Source organism: Acinetobacter sp. TY1 (assembly GCF_048551395.1).
Classification (GTDB): Bacteria; Pseudomonadota; Gammaproteobacteria; order Pseudomonadales; family Moraxellaceae; genus Acinetobacter.
Window position 1 is genome coordinate 18,568 of record NZ_JBLYZK010000013.1, and the last position, 16,735, is coordinate 35,302.

Sequence of the window (16,735 nt, forward strand, 5' to 3'; positions counted from 1 at the left end):
TTTCCTTAATCTAAAAATCAACCATATTCAAAATAAAAAAGCACTACATTTTAAAAACATAGTGCTCAAAATCCAATTATTAACTTGACGATACTTTCATTAAAACCAAGCCTGAAACAATCAATACTGCTGCAAGCATACGCATAGCCGTTGCAGGCTCACCTAAAATAAAAATACCAACGAGGAATGAACCGATCGCCCCGATGCCCGTCCAAATGGTATATGCCGTCCCAAGTGGCAAAGTACGCATTGCATAGGCCAACAGACCAAAGCTTAAAATCATAAAAAATAAGGTAATAATACTTGGTGTGAGTTTAGTAAAACCTTCGGACATTTTCATGCTATATGCCCAAACAATTTCAAAAATGCCCGCAAAGATCAGAAAAATCCAAGCCATGATGCCTGCTCCAAATTTATATTAGAGTCAGGTCGTCCTGACGAATTTTTCTCAAAAGATCAAGTTTTAGATGAAAACTCAAAAATGAGGGAGGTCGTTCCTCCTTGTAATTTGATCAGTATAATCAATTTCGAAATTCCATTGATCATGATTTACATTTTTTGACTAAAAATACACCTGTAAAAAATAGGGATTTAAGACAAGAACCTTAAAACCCTATTTTCACAACAATTATCAGTGCTTATATCTTAAAATTTAAAGCGAATACCCGCACCATAGAGCCAACCTTTTTCAGAATCAGATTTAACTTGCCACGGTGTTTCATCATTGCCCTTCGAATATTCATAAGCAATGTCGATATACGGCATGATTTTCTTGCTAATTTCATAGCGGGTTTCTAGCCCTGCGGTTGCATTACTCAACCCTGATTTTTGAGCATATTTAGAATCATCACTAAAAATCACATTAAGTTCTAAATAAGGCTGAATAATCAACTTTTGTGTAATCAGTAAATCACGTTCAGTTTCTAAACTAAATGCCGCATACTTATCTTCACCTGCATAAAAATATGCATCGGTTTCAAAGAAATACGGTGCCATGCCATGTAAACCAATCACAGCATCTACATTTTCTTCAGTATCTTTTTGATGATGATTTAATTCAACTTTTTCACTTCGATAACGCGCGCCAATTTGTGCATCCCAAAAGTCTGAGATCATACGGCTATATAAAAATTTAGCATCATAATGTGCTTCATGTGATTCTTCTTTATCTGCATGAAACTTAATAAAAATCTTATTTTCATCAGTGCCAATACGAGTTTCAAACTCTGACTTTAACGCACCAACGCCGTCTTCATTCATCAACCATTTATTATCTACGGTCGTGACTGCATAAATCTGCGCACCATGTTCTTTACGGTGATGATTTTGATGGGAGTTTTGATGACTACCTCCATCCTGCATAGGTTCGTTGGGATTGACTGTGGAAGTTGTCTGATGCTGTGAATGATTCATCTGACTATGATCCATCTGCATAGCTGTCGTGGTCGATTTTGCACTATGATCCTCGCCATTATGAGCAAAACTCAAAGCACTCATCATCAACAAAGACGTCGCTAAAACACTTTTAGAAAAAAGATTAATGATGTGCATGTTGATCTCCTTTCTTTGCATTTTTATTCTGAGATTTTTCAATTGAATCTTTCTGCTGAGTATTTTCAGATTGTACTTGCAGATTATTCATGTGTTCGGAATGGGTCATCTGTACATGTTTTTCATGTTCTTGCGCAGAATGTTGTGAATGATCCATTTGACTTATTCCTGAAGTATTTTTTCCTTCTGTTGTAGATGGATGATGACCTTCATGTGCCAAACTCAAAGTACTTAAACTCAATACTGCAACCGAAAAAATTGCTTTTAATACAAAATTAGTGGTGCGCATGTTCAGCTCCTTTTTGCTCAGTTGTCGCTGTGTTTTGAACTTTGTTTTGAGCGTTATTGGCTACACCTTGAATTAGCGTTGTAGACACTTGTCCATCGCTAACATTTGCGACAATGAGTTTATTCATCATACCAGCACTCATGTGGTATAACAGATGACAATGAATCGCCCATTCGCCCAACTCATCCGCAGTCAATAAAGCAGTCACTGTTTTACCTGGTGGCACAATCAAAGTGTGTTTATTCGGCATATCCACAGGCGATTGACCATTTTCCAACTGCATAAACATTCCATGCAAATGCATCGGATGCGCCATCATACTGTCATTGATAAATTTGATACGGATACGCTCGCCATATTTCACTTTCAATGGTTCAGCGTCACTAAATTTTTTCCCATTAATCGTCCAAATATAACGCTCCATCGTGCCACCCAAACGCACGACCAACTCACTTGTTGCTTCACGTGTATCTTTTTGTGGTTCAAGCGATTTTAAATCGGCGTATTGCAAGGCTTTATTACCTGCAGGTGTTGATGCATTTGCCCAACCGTAAACCACTTGATCATTTTTTTGTGGTACTGATGTGCTGTGCTGACTGTGATCCATCTCTGAATGATTCATACCTTGCATATCATCATGATTCATCTTTGAGTGATCCATGCCTTGCATATCAGCATGATTCATCTTTGAGTGATCCATGCCTTGCATATCACCACTACCATGCCCCATATCCTCCATAGTCAAAAGTGAACGTGGACGAGGTGCAGGCATGTGTATGCCATGTGTCACAGGAGTCAATTCATTGTGAAGTGTACCAATCGCATAACCTGAACGATCAATAGACTCCGCTTCAATCTGATAATGTCCTATTTTTGGCTCAACAATTACATCATAAGTTTCCGCAGTACCAATACGGAATTCATCCACTGCAACTGGTTTCACAGACTGACCATCTGCCGCCACAACCGTCATTTTTAAATTGGGAATACTGACATCATAAAAAGACATTGCTGAAGCATTCACAAAACGCAAACGCACTTTCTCATTCGGCTTAAACATGCCTGTCCAATTTTGCTCAGGTGTTTTCCCATTGATGAAGAACGTATAGCCTGTGACATCAGACATATCGGTTTTCAGCATACGCATTTGATTCCACATTTTCCGATCAGACCACGTTGCTTTTACCCCATCACGCTGTACTTGCTTCCATACATCGCTGAGTGTTTCACGTTGATCTTGATAATATTCTGCGGAAATTTTCAAATCTTTTTGAATTTGATCACTGGTTTTTTCATGAAAATCTGACAGCATCACTACATAATCACGTTCAGCTTTTTCATGTGTTGCCAATGGCTGTTTACCTTTTGGATAAATCACAAAAGAGCCATATAAACCATCCTGTTCTTGCCCCTTAGAATGGGCGTGATACCAATAAGTTCCGCTTTGACGAACTTTAAATTTATAAACGAAATCACCTTTTGGTTTAATGCCATTGAAGCCATTAAAACCAGGTACACCATCCATAATTCCAGGCAAAAGTAATCCATGCCAATGGATTGAAGAATCCTGAGTTTTTAAATTATTATGCACATGAATAACAGCATCATCACCTTCTTCAAACTCAAGTAAAGGGGCAGGAAATTGACCATTGACCGTGATACGTTTGACAGGTTTTCCTGTCACATTAACAATAGCTTCGTCGATGTTAAGGTGATATTCCTTCACGGCGGCAAATACCCATGAAGACGATACAATACAAATGCCTGCAAGCAGACCTTGATTAAATTTTATAGACATAACTCAACCTAATTTTTTGAAAATAGTTTTGTATTTAGAAGTTTTCGAAAAAATAGATTAGGTTTTAGGAGGACGTAGAATTTCTTGCCAATGACCAACAAGATGCTGTACTTGATAATGTACTTGTAGCGAACTATTCTTTTCTAGATCATTAGGCGTGATAAGTTTGGGAATATCACTATTGAACCAAACAATCGAAGACTGACACGCAAACAATGCACAATCTTGGCATTCAGCATGCTGTGCATGTTTATTTTGTATCAACTGTGCATGACAATCGTTCAGGCTTTGCACCTGATCAACTACACTTTGACCTTGCTGTAATATTTCTATGCAGTGATTTTTCATCTCCTGCACTGACATATTTTGCATATTTGGACTTACATGGGGTTGATTAATACTTTGTTGATGTTGCATCTGCATACTAACTTGCATGCTCTTAACCGATGCAACAGACACACTGCTCCACGCTACAGCAAAAGCCATAACGGATACAAACCAAAGATGTTTGCAAAGCTGTGTGAACACAATCCAACCTTTGTTAGAACCAATTTCTACTTTAAGGATAACTTTTAATTGAATTTCAAGCAAATATATTTCTGTTGAGTTGTTTTTCAAAAATTGATTCTTTCTTACACCGATCAATTATCAATCAAAGCTGAATAATTAAACGACTTAATCCTATAGTATTCCCATAAAAAAAGAGCTCTTTTGAACTCTTTTTGAACAGATATAGGCGATATTGCAAGCACTTGATTAAATATCGATTAAACTATACGCACTTTATCTACAAGCTTATCAACACAGTTATCCATAAAGTTATCATCATAGTTATCCACAATTCACATAACTTAATATTGGAAATATTAGACGCTTAGTGAACCTACTTTTGCCAATTCTGCACGCATTTCATCAATGACAGCTTTATAATCTGGTTTACTAAAAATTGCAGAACCTGCAACAAACATATCTGCACCTGCTTCTGCAATTTCACGAATATTCGCTGGTGTCACACCACCATCAACTTCTAAACGAATATCACGACCTGAAGCATCAATAATTTTACGTGCTTGGCGTAATTTTTCCAAAGTCATTGGAATGAATTTTTGACCACCAAAACCAGGGTTGACACTCATCAATAATACTTGATCAACTTTATCTAAAACATAATCAAGATAATGCAGAGGCGTTGCAGGGTTAAAAACTAAACCTGCCTTAGCACCACCATCCTTAATCAATTGTAATGAGCGATCAATATGATCAGTCGCTTCAGGATGGAAAGTAATGATGTCTGCACCCGCTTCAAGGAAGTCACCAATCATACGATCTACGGGTGACACCATTAAATGCACATCAATCGGTGCTTTAATACCATATTTTTTTAGCGCCTTACATACACCTGCACCAAAGGTTAAGTTCGGTACATAGTGGTTATCCATCACATCAAAATGAACAACATCTGCACCCGATTCTAATACATTTTCTACTTCTTCACCCAAACGAGCAAAGTCAGCAGATAAAATAGAAGGTGCGATTAAATATGGCTTGGACATGATGGAACCTAGCTTAAAGGACTTGAATGTGGTCATTATAGCAGACCTCGACTGTACTCGCTCAAAGCGAATTGGACTTTTCAAATCTAAGTAAAAATCCATTTTCTATAGCTTTAATTTCTCTGTTAGGGTTTTTCGAGTTTCTGTTGCTTTTCAAAATCTCTGACCATCTGCACACGTTCTGCCGTTGCGGGATGTGAAGACAAGGCTTCCAATACCGTTACTATATTTGAATGATCTTGTGATGTTGCCTGTGCTGTAGATGCGGCTTGCTGATCTTTATTTGCGGTCTTCCCTGCCTTTTGATCACTTTTTTGTTCTGCTGCAAGTTCTTCATCTTCCATACGTTGCAAGAAATTTGCAAAATGGGAAACCTCAATATGCTTTTTATCCATCAATTTTAAAGCATATAAATCAGCTTGCTGTTCAAACTGACGAGAGTATTTTGCACCTAAAATCGCCACTGGCAATGAAGTCATTAAATCACCACTATCACCTGTTACAGCAACCAACAGAATTGAAAAACCTAAACTTGATAAGGCTTGTTGTAAACTATGACGTTCGACTAAATGCCCTTGCTCATGTGCGAGTACACCTAAAATTTCCTGATCACTATGTGCCATTTCTACCAATTGATCAGTCACAATAATCGTATTATTAGGCAGAGCAAGTGCATTAGCACCAATTCGCCCACCGTCTCGAAAAATAATTTTTGCAGGACGACCCTCGGCAATCTTAGATAAATACTCTTGTTTGATCTGCGCTTGTTGACCTTGTACCAATTTGCTCGGACCTGTCCAATCATTCACAATATAGTCTTCGGCTTTCTGACCAATATTCTGCAAAGTATTTGCAGGTAATTGAAAAGCCACCACTTTAGAGGCAAATAGAATCCCCCATTTCAATGTTGAAAAGCCCAATGCCACCACAAAAACTACACTGAATAAAATCAATGCAGGGGTACGTTCAAGCTTCCAAATTTTTTGTTGAAATTCTTTTTGTGGAATCGGTACCCATTCAGGAATATCTATCGTTTGAAATTCAATACGGGCATCATTATTCAACTCTATGACGGGACACTTTTTTCCTAAAGCACCAATAAAATTCATTTGTTCTAATTTAAAAGTCTTTTTGCGCAGATCATTTTGTTCACGATAACTGATCAAAATTGAGTTCATATCAACTGCAGACAATTGTGCCTGATGTGGTTTAGACACAATACCATCATAAAAAACCACGGAAATGGAGTTCATATAATCTGTACTCATATTTTCTATCTCCGTATTTATAATGAAATATCAAGGTCAAAAATATCACTGATTTCTTCGGCAATTGCACTGTGATCTGCCTGTGCTATATTCATCATGCGATCAGGATCATCTTCTAAATGTAAACTAATCGATTCCAATTGATATTTATATAAGCGAATGGCAGCCCATGCAGACATCAGGCCAACTGTAATAATTTTCATAAACCAATTACTGACCACAATCCACGCATAACGCCACTGATTACAATCAGTTTTAAATTGACTATTACCAAGTGTTGTATTATTCCATGTAGTGATAAATATACGTGCCTGAATTAATGGCACAATAAAAACCCAACCAAAGAGATAACTTAATCCCAATAATCCTGCGGTATAAGCCGTTAAAAAATCTAAGCCAATTGCAGCAAAAATACCAATGGAAATTCCACAGAGCATCAGCACCCCAACAAAAAGTGCAACAGGTAAATACACTGCACTCATATAATCTGTCCAACTGTTATTTAGACGGAATTTCAATTGCCCTGCATACAGATGATTGAGCACATAGCGCTTATAAAAATAGATCATCACTGGTGTAAATAAACCTAAGGTACAAACAACAATCAATGCACCTAAGAAAAACTGCTTATAGGCTTCGCCCGTAGTACCATCAAAATAAAAACGGCTGTTCGCATACTTACTATTTCGAGAGGTAAAACGAATAGTTGCACGTAACAACCATGGCAAAGCCAAATAAATAATGACGACACCAAAGGCTGCAATGGTCATTTCTAAATAACCAGCCAAAGTAAATGCACCCCAAATACCCAGTGCAATTAACCGACCAATTAATATTTTGGTGGGTAATCCCGTAAAGTCAAAAAAACGTTCAAAGAACTCAGTATTACCATAGAAATAACGCAATCGTCTGACTTTTGCCCATGGTGCATAAAAGCCCAAACTTGCAATAGTCAATAGAATATTCACAATCCAAATACCAAAATATTCCATCGCTTCACCATGGAATTTAAAGCGATAAATTCTACCGAGGTATTCAGGACGTGAGTCCAATGTATGCGGTACAGGAAGATCAGGAGGCAATTGATTTGTAAATGTAGAATCATATTGTTCTTGCATTATTTTCTCTTTTTTTTAAATTTGGGAGTTCAATCGATTCAATGCTAAAAAAGGTATGACATATTCACAAATATACAAAATATCAATGTGGTTTCTCATCAAATAAGTGTATATTTTTACAATAATAAATAAAACTGTGTTGAATCACCCCTATAGACAATTCAACGTTATACATAACAAATCTAAGTTTTATTTTTGTAACTGTAAGGCATGAAACTGTAAATGTTCATCCATAAAGGTCTGAATAAAATAATAACCATGATCATAATCTGCATGTTGACGTAGCGTTAACTTTTGCCCAACTTTTAGACATGCTTGCTGATATTTTTCAGGATTCAATTGACTATAAAATTGATCTGCTAGACCTTGGTCAATGAGTACTTCACTCAATAATGTACCTTTTTCTAAAACCAACTGCGTAGCATCATGCGCTTTCCATAATTCTCTGTCATCACCCAAATACGTTAAAAATGCTTTTTCACCCCAAGGACAATCACACGGCGCACAAATGGGTGCAAATGCTGATACCGATTTAAATTTTTCAGGATACTTCCAAGCAAGGGTCAATGCACCATGACCTCCCATACTGTGCCCCATAATGCCAATTGCATCCGTACGAATTGGAAATTTCTCAATGACTTGTGTATATAATTCATCAGCAACAAAATTTTCCATTTGAAAATGTGTCGCCCACGGCGCTTGTGTCGCATTAATATAAAAGCCTGCACCTTGACCAATGTCCCAAGAATCACCTTGCTCGACATTACCTCCTCGTGGTGAGGTATCTGGTGAAATGAGAATTAAACCGAGTTGTGCTGCCATACGCTGTGCGTGGGCTTTAATCGCAAAGGTTTCTTCCGTACAAGTCAAACCAGCCAAATAGAAAAGTGCAGGACATTTTTGCCCACGCAGTGCTGGTTCAGGTAAAAAGACTGAAAATTTGCTTGTTCCATTTAAAGTCTTAGATGCAAATTGAAAAATCTGTTGTTCGCCTTCAAAGCATTTATTTTTCTGCAGCAATTCCATTCTATTGTCCTTTACTCACACTGTGTCAAATGGCACAGGTCAATTTGATTTGGGTGTATGTTTCACATCAAGCTCTAAAGCATGAGGTTGGATACTTCCATCCGCCTGCGTATTTTGTATACCTTGTGGAAATAGATGCTGTTCAAGTTGTGGCAACATCAATTCCATATTTTTCCCAATGACCCATTGTGGTTCTGAAGGTTCAAAGCCTTGGTTACTTTCCCATTTTGCAACCGTTTCAGCCGCTTGATTAAATGCACTGTGTAAGGTATTTTTTTCACGCATAGCCTGATCAAAGAATGCTCGACCAAAATAAGTATAATCTGCTTCGTTAGAACAACCAAAAGATGCCCGATCTGCGGCTGAGGCTGTAATAATTAAAGTATCAGGCGATTGTAATGCAGGAATAAAACTCCCCGAATAACAGGCTGAAATCACAATCACTTTCCAACGAATGCCCGATTTATCGAGTGTTTCACGTAGCCATTTAGGATCAATATCATCCAAATCAATAGGCTCATTTTCCATTTCAAACTGATTCGGTAAACCATGTGATGTCATATATAAAAATAACACATCACTTTCATGGTTCATTTGCTGCCCAATACGGCGTAGCGCAAGTTCCATACTCGTTTTAGACGCAATTGGGGTTTCTGTACGTGTCTCAGGATTATTAACCAATTCAACTGAACGTCCAAATGTCCCAAAACGAGTATCAAACTGCTCTTTAATTCGATCTATTTCAAAACGGAAAACATCTTGATAACTCGCACCTGCAACACCTAAAAAATACCAATGCGTTTGTGCAAACTCACCAAATTGAACTTGCTCCAAGGACTTATTGAGTAAGCGACTTTGTGCATAAAAGGCATCTTCAGATAAACTCGGTGGAACGTCTTCCACTTTCCAAATCGGTTGTTCTTTAATTGAAACTTGCCAAACAGACAGTGTAATGACCGTCCCAATCATAATCAGGGCACGTTCCCACCAAGGCCAATGTAATTCACGTGAAATAACCCAAACCACTGCTAAACTTTGCCAAACAAAAAGCAGAACAAATAAAAATGGAATGTAGTTATAAACAATGTCGGGTAAATAATCGAGATTACCCAAATACTGAATTAAGCATTGGAACAGCATAATATGCGTGTCAAGAACGAGCCACAGCAAGGCTGGAACTAACATTAATCGTGTATTATTGGTTCGCTGTGATAAAAATATCCCAACAATTAAGGCAATAAATGGCCATAACGCATAACTAACTAAACCTTGTTTGTTGAAATCACCGACCCCGCCCGTGACCAACCAACTAAACAGCGTATTGGCACAGCCCCCTAATATTCCCCAAAAAATAAGTTGTAAAATTGAGGGATGTACTATTTGTAATGATTTTCTTGATCCGAGAAATAGCCACAATCCCGCCCACTGATTGCTTTTAAAATCATGCCAAAAATTTATTGAAGGTTTTAAATCGATCATGTCAGTTCTAGTTTGGGTAGATCACGATTACAGTGACCTAAAAATACTTCTGATTGAATATTTTGCTTAAGTTTTATGCAACACTTGAATAACTATATATCAGTTCTTACATAAATATTGAAACAATTACCAAATTACTCAATAACTTGTTTATTGAAATAGGCATCAAAACGACATGCATCGCCCTGCCATTGATGGTCGGGTGATTGATCATCAAGAAAAATTGCAAGTCTCGGTCTTTTTACCACAACACGCTTGGATATTTTCCGTGCTAAGACTAAAAGATAATCACCCAAATCCATTTCACCATCTTCAGGTAAAAGCATATGCAGTAGTTGCATTTGCTTTTTTACTTGTGCCTGTTTTTTGACGGCTTGTAAATTTTGATCACGTTGCGGAAACATCGGATCGAGATAAGTCACATCAACCATTTTTTCCTGCTCAGCTAACTGTTGTAAATAAGCGGCTGAATCTGAGAAAACCAACTGAATACGATCAACCACTAGACCTAAAAAGGGATCATGGCGAGATTGTGCTTGCGCATCTTCAAGTAGGGTAAATAAAATCGGATGCCGTTCAATCAGTGTAACCTGCGCACCAAGTGCTGCCATGAGCAAACTATCATGCCCTAGCCCTGCCGTAGCATCAATTAGCGATGGCTTTTCGGATAAATTACACGCACGTGCAATCATTTCAGATTTAAGGCTTGCACGTTTTAAACGTGGAATTTCTGCTTTCCAGTCAGGTTGCATTTTCATGCCATTGGCACTGAGCCATAAACCTGCGTCATCTGCACACAATGCCATTTCAGGATTCAACCGTAAAAAACGGGCATTAAGTTTTTCAACTAACTCAATATTTACATCCACACCACGTAAAGAAAGCACAGACTGATATGTCTGTGCTTTCTCTAAATATTGTGCTTCAGTGTATAAGCGAAGCTCGCTTACCATAATTTCCAACCTGTGAATGCAAACAATAAAATTACTAAACCTGATGCAATGCGATACCATGCAAAAATCATAAAATCACGTTTTGCCACATAAGCCACAAGTACACGAATAAGAATAAGTGCCGAAATAAATGAAACCAATAAACCAACGGCAATCACCGCCCAATCAGCCGCACCTTGGAATACATGATAACTTTGATATAGATCAAGTAAACCTGCTCCCACGATTACAGGAATACCTAAGAAGAACGAAAATTCTGTCGCTGCCTTACGTGATACGCCCAACATCATCGCACCAATAATCGTTGCGCCTGAACGTGATGTACCTGGAATTAAAGACAATACTTGAATTAAGCCAATCCATACTGCATCTTTAATGGTTAAATCATCAACTTCTTGTGCACGAACAACGGGTGGATTTTTCTCCACCCATATAATAATCAAACCACCAACAATCAAACCAATCGCAATGGCAATATCATTGAATAATAATGCTTTTACTGTCTGCCCCAAAGTCAATCCGATAATCACAATTGGAATCGAAGCCAAAATTAAGCCTATACCCAAACGACGACCTTTTTCTTCACCTGTGACAATACCTGTTGCCGCACCCCAAAGACGTGCCCAATATTCATAAATCACTGCCGCAATTGCACCCATTTGGATCGCAATCACAAAAACATCACTCTTTTCTTTGGTCCAAAAATTCATCAATTCCGATGCAAGGATTAAATGTCCTGTACTCGAAATAGGCAAAAACTCGGTAATGCCTTCTACGATACCCATGATTGCCGCTTTCAGCAGCAGTAAAAGATCCATGTACTATTCCAAATATTCTATAAAATTATGGTTTGCCTTGATCTGCAATTTTTTTCCATGCGTTATCACGTAAATAGACAGGCAATGCCATTTCAGCACTTAACCATTGCTGTTTTTTTGCCAATGCACGTGCAATTGTCGCAATATCATCCGCATGGGCAGTAATCTGCGGGTATGATTCCAAATCAGCCTTAATTAAAGCTGAACCTGAACCGATTATTGTAAATTTTTGATACGTTGCACCTTGAACATAATCCAGCATTTTTTCTTCATCAATGGCTTGCATAATGTTTTGATCATCAAGCTGATAACTCGCCATATAGACTTCTTGCATGCGCGCATCAAGTACCGCAGTCACTTCACGTAAACCAAGTTCACGATATGCAGCTTGCGCCAATGCTTGCAATGTTGAAACAGGTATTACAGGCAAATCATTTGCCCATGCCAATGCTTGTGTCACTGCCGCATTAATGCGCACACCACTAAAAGAACCTGGCCCACGACTAAATGCAATCGCAGTTAAATCGGTAAGTTCCGTTTGTGTTTCCTGCAAACCTTGCTCAATTAACGGTAAAATCGTCTGAGTTTGTGCCTTTGCTCGTAGATCACACTGAAAATAAAGTGTCTGATCTTCATCGACTATTGAAACAGAACACTGCTCATTAGCAGTTTCCAGTGCCAGCAATTTCATGCACAACCCTACTTCACTTTGAAAATGCCGTCCATGATACTCCACTCATTTTAATCCTGCGAGAATTTCTCAAAATATTCCTTGTTTAGCCGATTAAACACAAAGATAAAAAAGCCGATCTGTGAATTCCACATCATCGGCTTTTTGATTTACGCTGTGCTAGGTCATTTTTTGCTGAGCTTGATTCTATTTAAAATTCAAATTTTTCTAAATTAACAAAGTCTTTAAAATGTTCTGCATAATGCATTGCGCTTAGTTTCAAACGAACTTCTGCTTGATCATCTAAAGTACGAATCACTTTTGCAGGCGAACCGACCACAAGTGAATTGTGAGGAATCACCATTCTTTCAGGTACCAACGCATTGGCGCCAATAATACAGTTTTTTCCAATTACTGCGTTATTCAGTACGACAGCATTGATACCAATCAAGCTGTTATCACCAATAGTACAGCCGTGTAGCATCGCTTGATGTCCAATGGTGACATAAGCTCCTATATTTAGCTCAATACCTGCATCGGTATGCAATACAGCATTTTCTTGCACATTACTAAAGTCACCAATCCGAATTACGGAATTATCACCACGAATCACTGCGCCAAACCAAATATTTACTTTTTGCCCCATTTCCACCTGACCAATAACAGTCGCATTGTCTGCGACCCAACCATCCCATGGTTGATGAAGTGCTTTCGGTGAATGTCCTTTAAAGATATACATCATAACTTTATGCCTCGAATACGTTCCTGTATCAATACGATTTTTTCATTCACCGTACTCTTCCATTGTGCCCTTTTGCTATATTGATAATTTAAACCACACTTAGATAAATCAAAATATCGTGCTATTTTTTATTTAAAATTTTAGATTGAAAACTTGGTGAATTCAGTAAAAATGGCCAATTTTTTTGATGATTAAGCCCATATTGAAACAATGAAATAAGAATACGAGCCGTTAACCCCCAAATGATCTCATTTTCAATTCTTAAGCTTGGAAAATAAACCGATTGATGTGCCAAACGTACCTCATACGGAATGGGCTTTGCATCCATTAATTTTTGTAAAGGTGCATAAAAAATGCGATCAATTTCAGTCGGCTGAGCAATCAGTTGGACATTTGCAGGAATCAATCCCACAACGGGTTTAACCGTCATACCACTCTTAGCAAGTTCCATGGGTAAATCGCCCAACAACTTGACATCAAAAGGATTTAAGGCTGTTTCTTCCCATGCTTCACGCAGTGCAACCACAATATTACTGGTATCGGAGGGATCACGTTTTCCACCGGGAAAAGAAACTTCACCTGCATGATTATTAAGATAAACCGAGCGGCGTGTTAGCAATACCTTAGGATCAGCTTCATCTGTAATGGCAATTAGAACAGCAGCTTTTGCGGGGTGTGTTCGTTTAGCAAAACGGAGTCTTTGCTGTAAAACTTGTGTCAGTAAAGCATCCTGCATTCTTTCCCTCATCGCCATTTTCTTATTCTTTTAATATCATATATGAAATTTCATGTATTCGGCTATAAATGATGCGAAATAAGCATTTTTACGCTATGCTGAGTCATCATCTTTGGTTCATGAAGCTTATGAGTTTTTGCACAACATGCGGTCATAAAACAATAGAAAAAATTCCTTTAGGTGATCAAAAAATTCGAAAGGTATGTACACATTGCGCAACAATCCATTATGTCAATCCTAAAGTCATTTGTGGTTCACTTGTTCTTTGGGACAACAAAGTTCTACTGTGTCGCCGTGCCATTGAGCCGCGCTATGGACTGTGGACATTGCCCGCAGGTTATATGGAATTACAAGAAACGATGGCACAGGGTGCAGCACGTGAAACCCGTGAAGAAGCCGAAGCCGAAGTCAGCATCGGTGAATTATACTGTATGTATGACATTCCACGAATAGGACAAATTTATGTACTATTCAAATCTACACTCATTGATGGTCAATTTGGTGCAGGTGATGAAACCATTGAAAGTCGCTTATTTGAAGAACACGAAATTCCATGGGGTGACTTGGCATTTCCAAGTGTAGAACGCACTTTACGCCATTATTTTGCAGATCAAAAAACGGGAAGCTTTCCAATGCATTTAGAAACTTTAGGTTCTCGTTTAGATCATACGGGCTAATTGAATTAATTAAATGTTGTTGAGACTTTTTATAAACACATTTTCATATTGACTCAATCAAGCAAATAAAAAACCATCCCAAAGGATGGTTTTTTATAATAATTAAATTTTATTATTTAGTTTTCACAGTATAACAAGATGGTAAATCAATGGTAATAATACCACTCGTACGTTTTGCTAACTCTTTTTGTTCAGCAGTTACCTTCTTTTCGTTATCTTTGACTGAGTTATAAACAACCTGCGACATCGCTAACAAATTCCCCCACTCAGCATTAGTCGCAGCTGCACCATCCCAACCTGTAATATTAATACCTGCTGACACATTACCTACAATTAAATTTTGTAGATTTAAGCGCACACCACCAGAGCTATAAGATGTTATTTTTCCTGAACTATCCTGTGGCAAGAACATCAGACTTTCATTTAAACCTATCAATGCACCATCAATATTACCAAATGCAGGATTTGCTAAAATCATACGAATGGTCAATGATTTATCACTAACGCCAAAGTTTGCAGCCCCTGTTGTACCCACACGATATTGCTGTACACCATTAGTATCTTTATAAGTTGAATCATCAACACTCACACATTCAGCCGATGACATATCATTTACTGTTGCATTACGTCCAATATTGGTTCGAATATCACCATTTTCATCAACAACAATACCCAATTTAACATCAGAAACTGACGAATCGCTAAACTTAAAAGTCAGATTTGCATACAATGGGAATATATACTTTTCACCTGATTTCACATTATTAATCGTGCTAAAAACCTGTTTATCAAGATAGGTTGCAGGGTTAGTTTTATATATATCAATTGAACCTGTCAATTGTTCATTGCCAGCAGATTGTCTCCAACGACCATAGACTGAATTATCCGTCGGTGCTTTAGTATCCCCTGTAATTTGCTTGTACATAAACTCAGTACCAGGAATAGTCATACCATTTAGTAAGGCACCTTGATAAATTTCAAGTCGATCCGCAATATTCGATGGTGACTGTAAAACAAATGGTGTTCCAATTTTTTTCGTAAATGAATTAATCCAATTGCTTGTACCTTGAGCATTTAATTTATTTGGTACACTCTGTGTCAATAAATTAATTCGACCAATCGTGCTAATAATATTTTCACCCGTTGTTACAGGCTTACCCATCCATTGCACAGCATAACCTGTAGAAAAACCTTGACGATTAGTCAGTGCGTAGAGATTTGCAATAGATTCAATACCACTTCCAGATGTAGTTGTACCAAAGAAGCCACCTAGATCGACACTACCTTGTTTAATTGCAAGGAAATTTGCAGTATACAGCCCCACATCAGATAAATTGATTAATTGTACTGCGACTTTTTCAGCAGCTTGTTGATCAATCGCTCCAATATTCAACCATGGTTGTAAAATATTGACATAACTGCCATCAAGGAAATTTTTTACATCAACATCCGATGCAATTTTACTTAGATTATTCTTCAATTCATTGGTCAGTTCGATGGGTTGAACATCACCTTCAACACTTGCATCCTGAGCGGTTCCAACCGCTTGCATAACACGAACCAATCCAACCATGACTTTGAATGTATCATCATTCATATTCATTTGTGTTGGTGCTTTACCAGTCATTGCTGTAGCAATATCAATCAGCCCAATTGCTGCGGGCTGTCCTGTCACTTTCAGTGGACGTATTTTTGTAAGATCAATCACACCTAAAGAAATTTTACGTGACGTTTGCGTACCTTGAATATAAAAACTCGCTTTATCACCGACAGCACAACCACCCGACGCCAAACCACCATCCATTTCTGTAATAAAATGGTTTTTAGTATCTGTACTACAGTCAAAGTTCAAGCCTTCAACAGGATAATCAACATAGAATGCTAAACATTTTTCAGATGAATCACTACAACCATTGGTGGTCGTAACCACACCTTTGTTGGGATCTTCAAAAATTGTTGCGCTTTCACCACCACCGCCACATGCAGCCAGTGCAGAAACTAAACCTGTTAATGTAAAAGGTAAAATATATTTTTTATTCATCATTCTCTTCTCATCA

General features: G+C 38.0%; 17 protein-coding genes. 1 reads left to right on the forward strand and 16 read right to left on the reverse strand.

Annotated elements, in window-relative coordinates:
* Positions 1–79: 79 nt before the first annotated feature.
* From ACK2M2_RS09505 to ACK2M2_RS09575, 15 genes are all read right to left on the reverse strand, one after another.
* Positions 80–397, reverse strand: a complete 318-nt coding sequence (locus ACK2M2_RS09505) for a DMT family transporter (protein WP_419347837.1) — start codon at positions 395–397, stop codon at positions 80–82.
* Between the two features lie 248 nt (positions 398–645).
* Positions 646–1,551, reverse strand: coding sequence for a copper resistance protein B (locus ACK2M2_RS09510; RefSeq protein WP_419347840.1), 906 nt, complete (start codon positions 1,549–1,551; stop codon positions 646–648).
* Positions 1,538–1,840: a hypothetical protein gene (locus ACK2M2_RS09515; RefSeq protein ID WP_419347842.1), complete on the reverse strand. Its 303-nt coding sequence runs from the start codon at positions 1,838–1,840 to the stop codon at positions 1,538–1,540. The genes ACK2M2_RS09510 and ACK2M2_RS09515 overlap by 14 nt, the downstream gene beginning before the upstream one ends.
* Positions 1,827–3,638, reverse strand: coding sequence for a copper resistance system multicopper oxidase (locus tag ACK2M2_RS09520; RefSeq protein ID WP_419347845.1), 1,812 nt, complete (start codon positions 3,636–3,638; stop codon positions 1,827–1,829). The genes ACK2M2_RS09515 and ACK2M2_RS09520 overlap by 14 nt, the downstream gene beginning before the upstream one ends.
* Positions 3,639–3,695: 57 nt before the next feature.
* Positions 3,696–4,256, reverse strand: coding sequence for a hypothetical protein (locus ACK2M2_RS09525; protein ID WP_419347848.1), 561 nt, complete (start codon positions 4,254–4,256; stop codon positions 3,696–3,698).
* Positions 4,257–4,504: 248 nt separating this feature from the next.
* Entirely contained in the window at positions 4,505–5,191 is a 687-nt protein-coding gene (gene rpe / locus ACK2M2_RS09530; RefSeq protein ID WP_409512253.1) for a ribulose-phosphate 3-epimerase, read from the reverse strand.
* A gap of 125 nt (positions 5,192–5,316) precedes the next feature.
* Entirely contained in the window at positions 5,317–6,459 is a 1,143-nt protein-coding gene (locus tag ACK2M2_RS09535) for a M48 family metallopeptidase (protein ID WP_419347851.1), read from the reverse strand.
* A gap of 17 nt (positions 6,460–6,476) precedes the next feature.
* On the reverse strand, positions 6,477–7,577 hold the full coding sequence (locus tag ACK2M2_RS09540) for a YjgN family protein (protein WP_419347853.1): 1,101 nt from the start codon (positions 7,575–7,577) through the stop codon (positions 6,477–6,479).
* A 189-nt stretch (positions 7,578–7,766) separates the two neighbouring features.
* On the reverse strand, positions 7,767–8,603 hold the full coding sequence (gene fghA / locus ACK2M2_RS09545; protein WP_419347856.1) for an S-formylglutathione hydrolase: 837 nt from the start codon (positions 8,601–8,603) through the stop codon (positions 7,767–7,769).
* Positions 8,604–8,642: 39 nt separating this feature from the next.
* Complete coding sequence (locus ACK2M2_RS09550) at positions 8,643–10,082, reverse strand: C13 family peptidase (RefSeq protein ID WP_419347858.1); 1,440 nt, start codon at positions 10,080–10,082, stop codon at positions 8,643–8,645.
* A 134-nt stretch (positions 10,083–10,216) separates the two neighbouring features.
* Positions 10,217–11,035: a class I SAM-dependent methyltransferase gene (locus tag ACK2M2_RS09555; protein WP_419347860.1), complete on the reverse strand. Its 819-nt coding sequence runs from the start codon at positions 11,033–11,035 to the stop codon at positions 10,217–10,219.
* On the reverse strand, positions 11,029–11,853 hold the full coding sequence (locus ACK2M2_RS09560) for an undecaprenyl-diphosphate phosphatase (RefSeq protein WP_419347861.1): 825 nt from the start codon (positions 11,851–11,853) through the stop codon (positions 11,029–11,031). The genes ACK2M2_RS09555 and ACK2M2_RS09560 overlap by 7 nt, the downstream gene beginning before the upstream one ends.
* 25 nt (positions 11,854–11,878) lie before the next feature.
* Positions 11,879–12,544, reverse strand: a complete 666-nt coding sequence (tsaB, locus tag ACK2M2_RS09565; protein WP_409512260.1) for a tRNA (adenosine(37)-N6)-threonylcarbamoyltransferase complex dimerization subunit type 1 TsaB — start codon at positions 12,542–12,544, stop codon at positions 11,879–11,881.
* A gap of 190 nt (positions 12,545–12,734) precedes the next feature.
* A complete protein-coding gene (locus ACK2M2_RS09570) occupies positions 12,735–13,265 on the reverse strand; it encodes a gamma carbonic anhydrase family protein (protein WP_419347864.1) in 531 nt (176 codons plus the stop codon).
* A 121-nt stretch (positions 13,266–13,386) separates the two neighbouring features.
* Positions 13,387–14,001, reverse strand: coding sequence for a CoA pyrophosphatase (locus tag ACK2M2_RS09575; RefSeq protein ID WP_419347906.1), 615 nt, complete (start codon positions 13,999–14,001; stop codon positions 13,387–13,389).
* Between the two features lie 128 nt (positions 14,002–14,129).
* On the opposite strand from ACK2M2_RS09575, the gene ACK2M2_RS09580 reads away from it, so the two are divergent.
* A complete protein-coding gene (locus tag ACK2M2_RS09580) occupies positions 14,130–14,678 on the forward strand; it encodes an NUDIX hydrolase (RefSeq protein ID WP_419347865.1) in 549 nt (182 codons plus the stop codon).
* A 112-nt stretch (positions 14,679–14,790) separates the two neighbouring features.
* On the opposite strand, the gene ACK2M2_RS09585 is transcribed toward ACK2M2_RS09580, so the two are convergent.
* Positions 14,791–16,722 carry a hypothetical protein gene (locus tag ACK2M2_RS09585; protein WP_419347867.1) on the reverse strand — a complete coding sequence of 644 codons (1,932 nt, stop codon included), beginning with the start codon at positions 16,720–16,722 and terminating at the stop codon, positions 14,791–14,793.
* Positions 16,723–16,735 lie beyond the last annotated feature (13 nt).

What these genes read in the sequence shown, in the direction of transcription:
- ACK2M2_RS09505 (WP_419347837.1), bottom strand. Translation starts at nt 397, where the DNA reads ATGGCTTGGATTTTTCTGATCTTTGCGGGCATTTTTGAAATTGTTTGG.
- ACK2M2_RS09510 (WP_419347840.1), bottom strand. Translation starts at nt 1,551, where the DNA reads ATGCACATCATTAATCTTTTTTCTAAAAGTGTTTTAGCGACGTCTTTG.
- ACK2M2_RS09515 (WP_419347842.1), bottom strand. Translation starts at nt 1,840, where the DNA reads ATGCGCACCACTAATTTTGTATTAAAAGCAATTTTTTCGGTTGCAGTA.
- ACK2M2_RS09520 (WP_419347845.1), bottom strand. Translation starts at nt 3,638, where the DNA reads ATGTCTATAAAATTTAATCAAGGTCTGCTTGCAGGCATTTGTATTGTA.
- rpe (WP_409512253.1), bottom strand. Translation starts at nt 5,191, where the DNA reads ATGTCCAAGCCATATTTAATCGCACCTTCTATTTTATCTGCTGACTTT.
- ACK2M2_RS09535 (WP_419347851.1), bottom strand. Translation starts at nt 6,459, where the DNA reads ATGAGTACAGATTATATGAACTCCATTTCCGTGGTTTTTTATGATGGT.
- ACK2M2_RS09540 (WP_419347853.1), bottom strand. Translation starts at nt 7,577, where the DNA reads ATGCAAGAACAATATGATTCTACATTTACAAATCAATTGCCTCCTGAT.
- fghA (WP_419347856.1), bottom strand. Translation starts at nt 8,603, where the DNA reads ATGGAATTGCTGCAGAAAAATAAATGCTTTGAAGGCGAACAACAGATT.
- ACK2M2_RS09550 (WP_419347858.1), bottom strand. Translation starts at nt 10,082, where the DNA reads ATGATCGATTTAAAACCTTCAATAAATTTTTGGCATGATTTTAAAAGC.
- ACK2M2_RS09555 (WP_419347860.1), bottom strand. Translation starts at nt 11,035, where the DNA reads ATGGTAAGCGAGCTTCGCTTATACACTGAAGCACAATATTTAGAGAAA.
- ACK2M2_RS09560 (WP_419347861.1), bottom strand. Translation starts at nt 11,853, where the DNA reads ATGGATCTTTTACTGCTGCTGAAAGCGGCAATCATGGGTATCGTAGAA.
- tsaB (WP_409512260.1), bottom strand. Translation starts at nt 12,544, where the DNA reads ATGAAATTGCTGGCACTGGAAACTGCTAATGAGCAGTGTTCTGTTTCA.
- ACK2M2_RS09570 (WP_419347864.1), bottom strand. Translation starts at nt 13,265, where the DNA reads ATGATGTATATCTTTAAAGGACATTCACCGAAAGCACTTCATCAACCA.
- ACK2M2_RS09575 (WP_419347906.1), bottom strand. Translation starts at nt 14,001, where the DNA reads ATGCAGGATGCTTTACTGACACAAGTTTTACAGCAAAGACTCCGTTTT.
- ACK2M2_RS09580 (WP_419347865.1), top strand. Translation starts at nt 14,130, where the DNA reads ATGAGTTTTTGCACAACATGCGGTCATAAAACAATAGAAAAAATTCCT.
- ACK2M2_RS09585 (WP_419347867.1), bottom strand. Translation starts at nt 16,722, where the DNA reads ATGATGAATAAAAAATATATTTTACCTTTTACATTAACAGGTTTAGTT.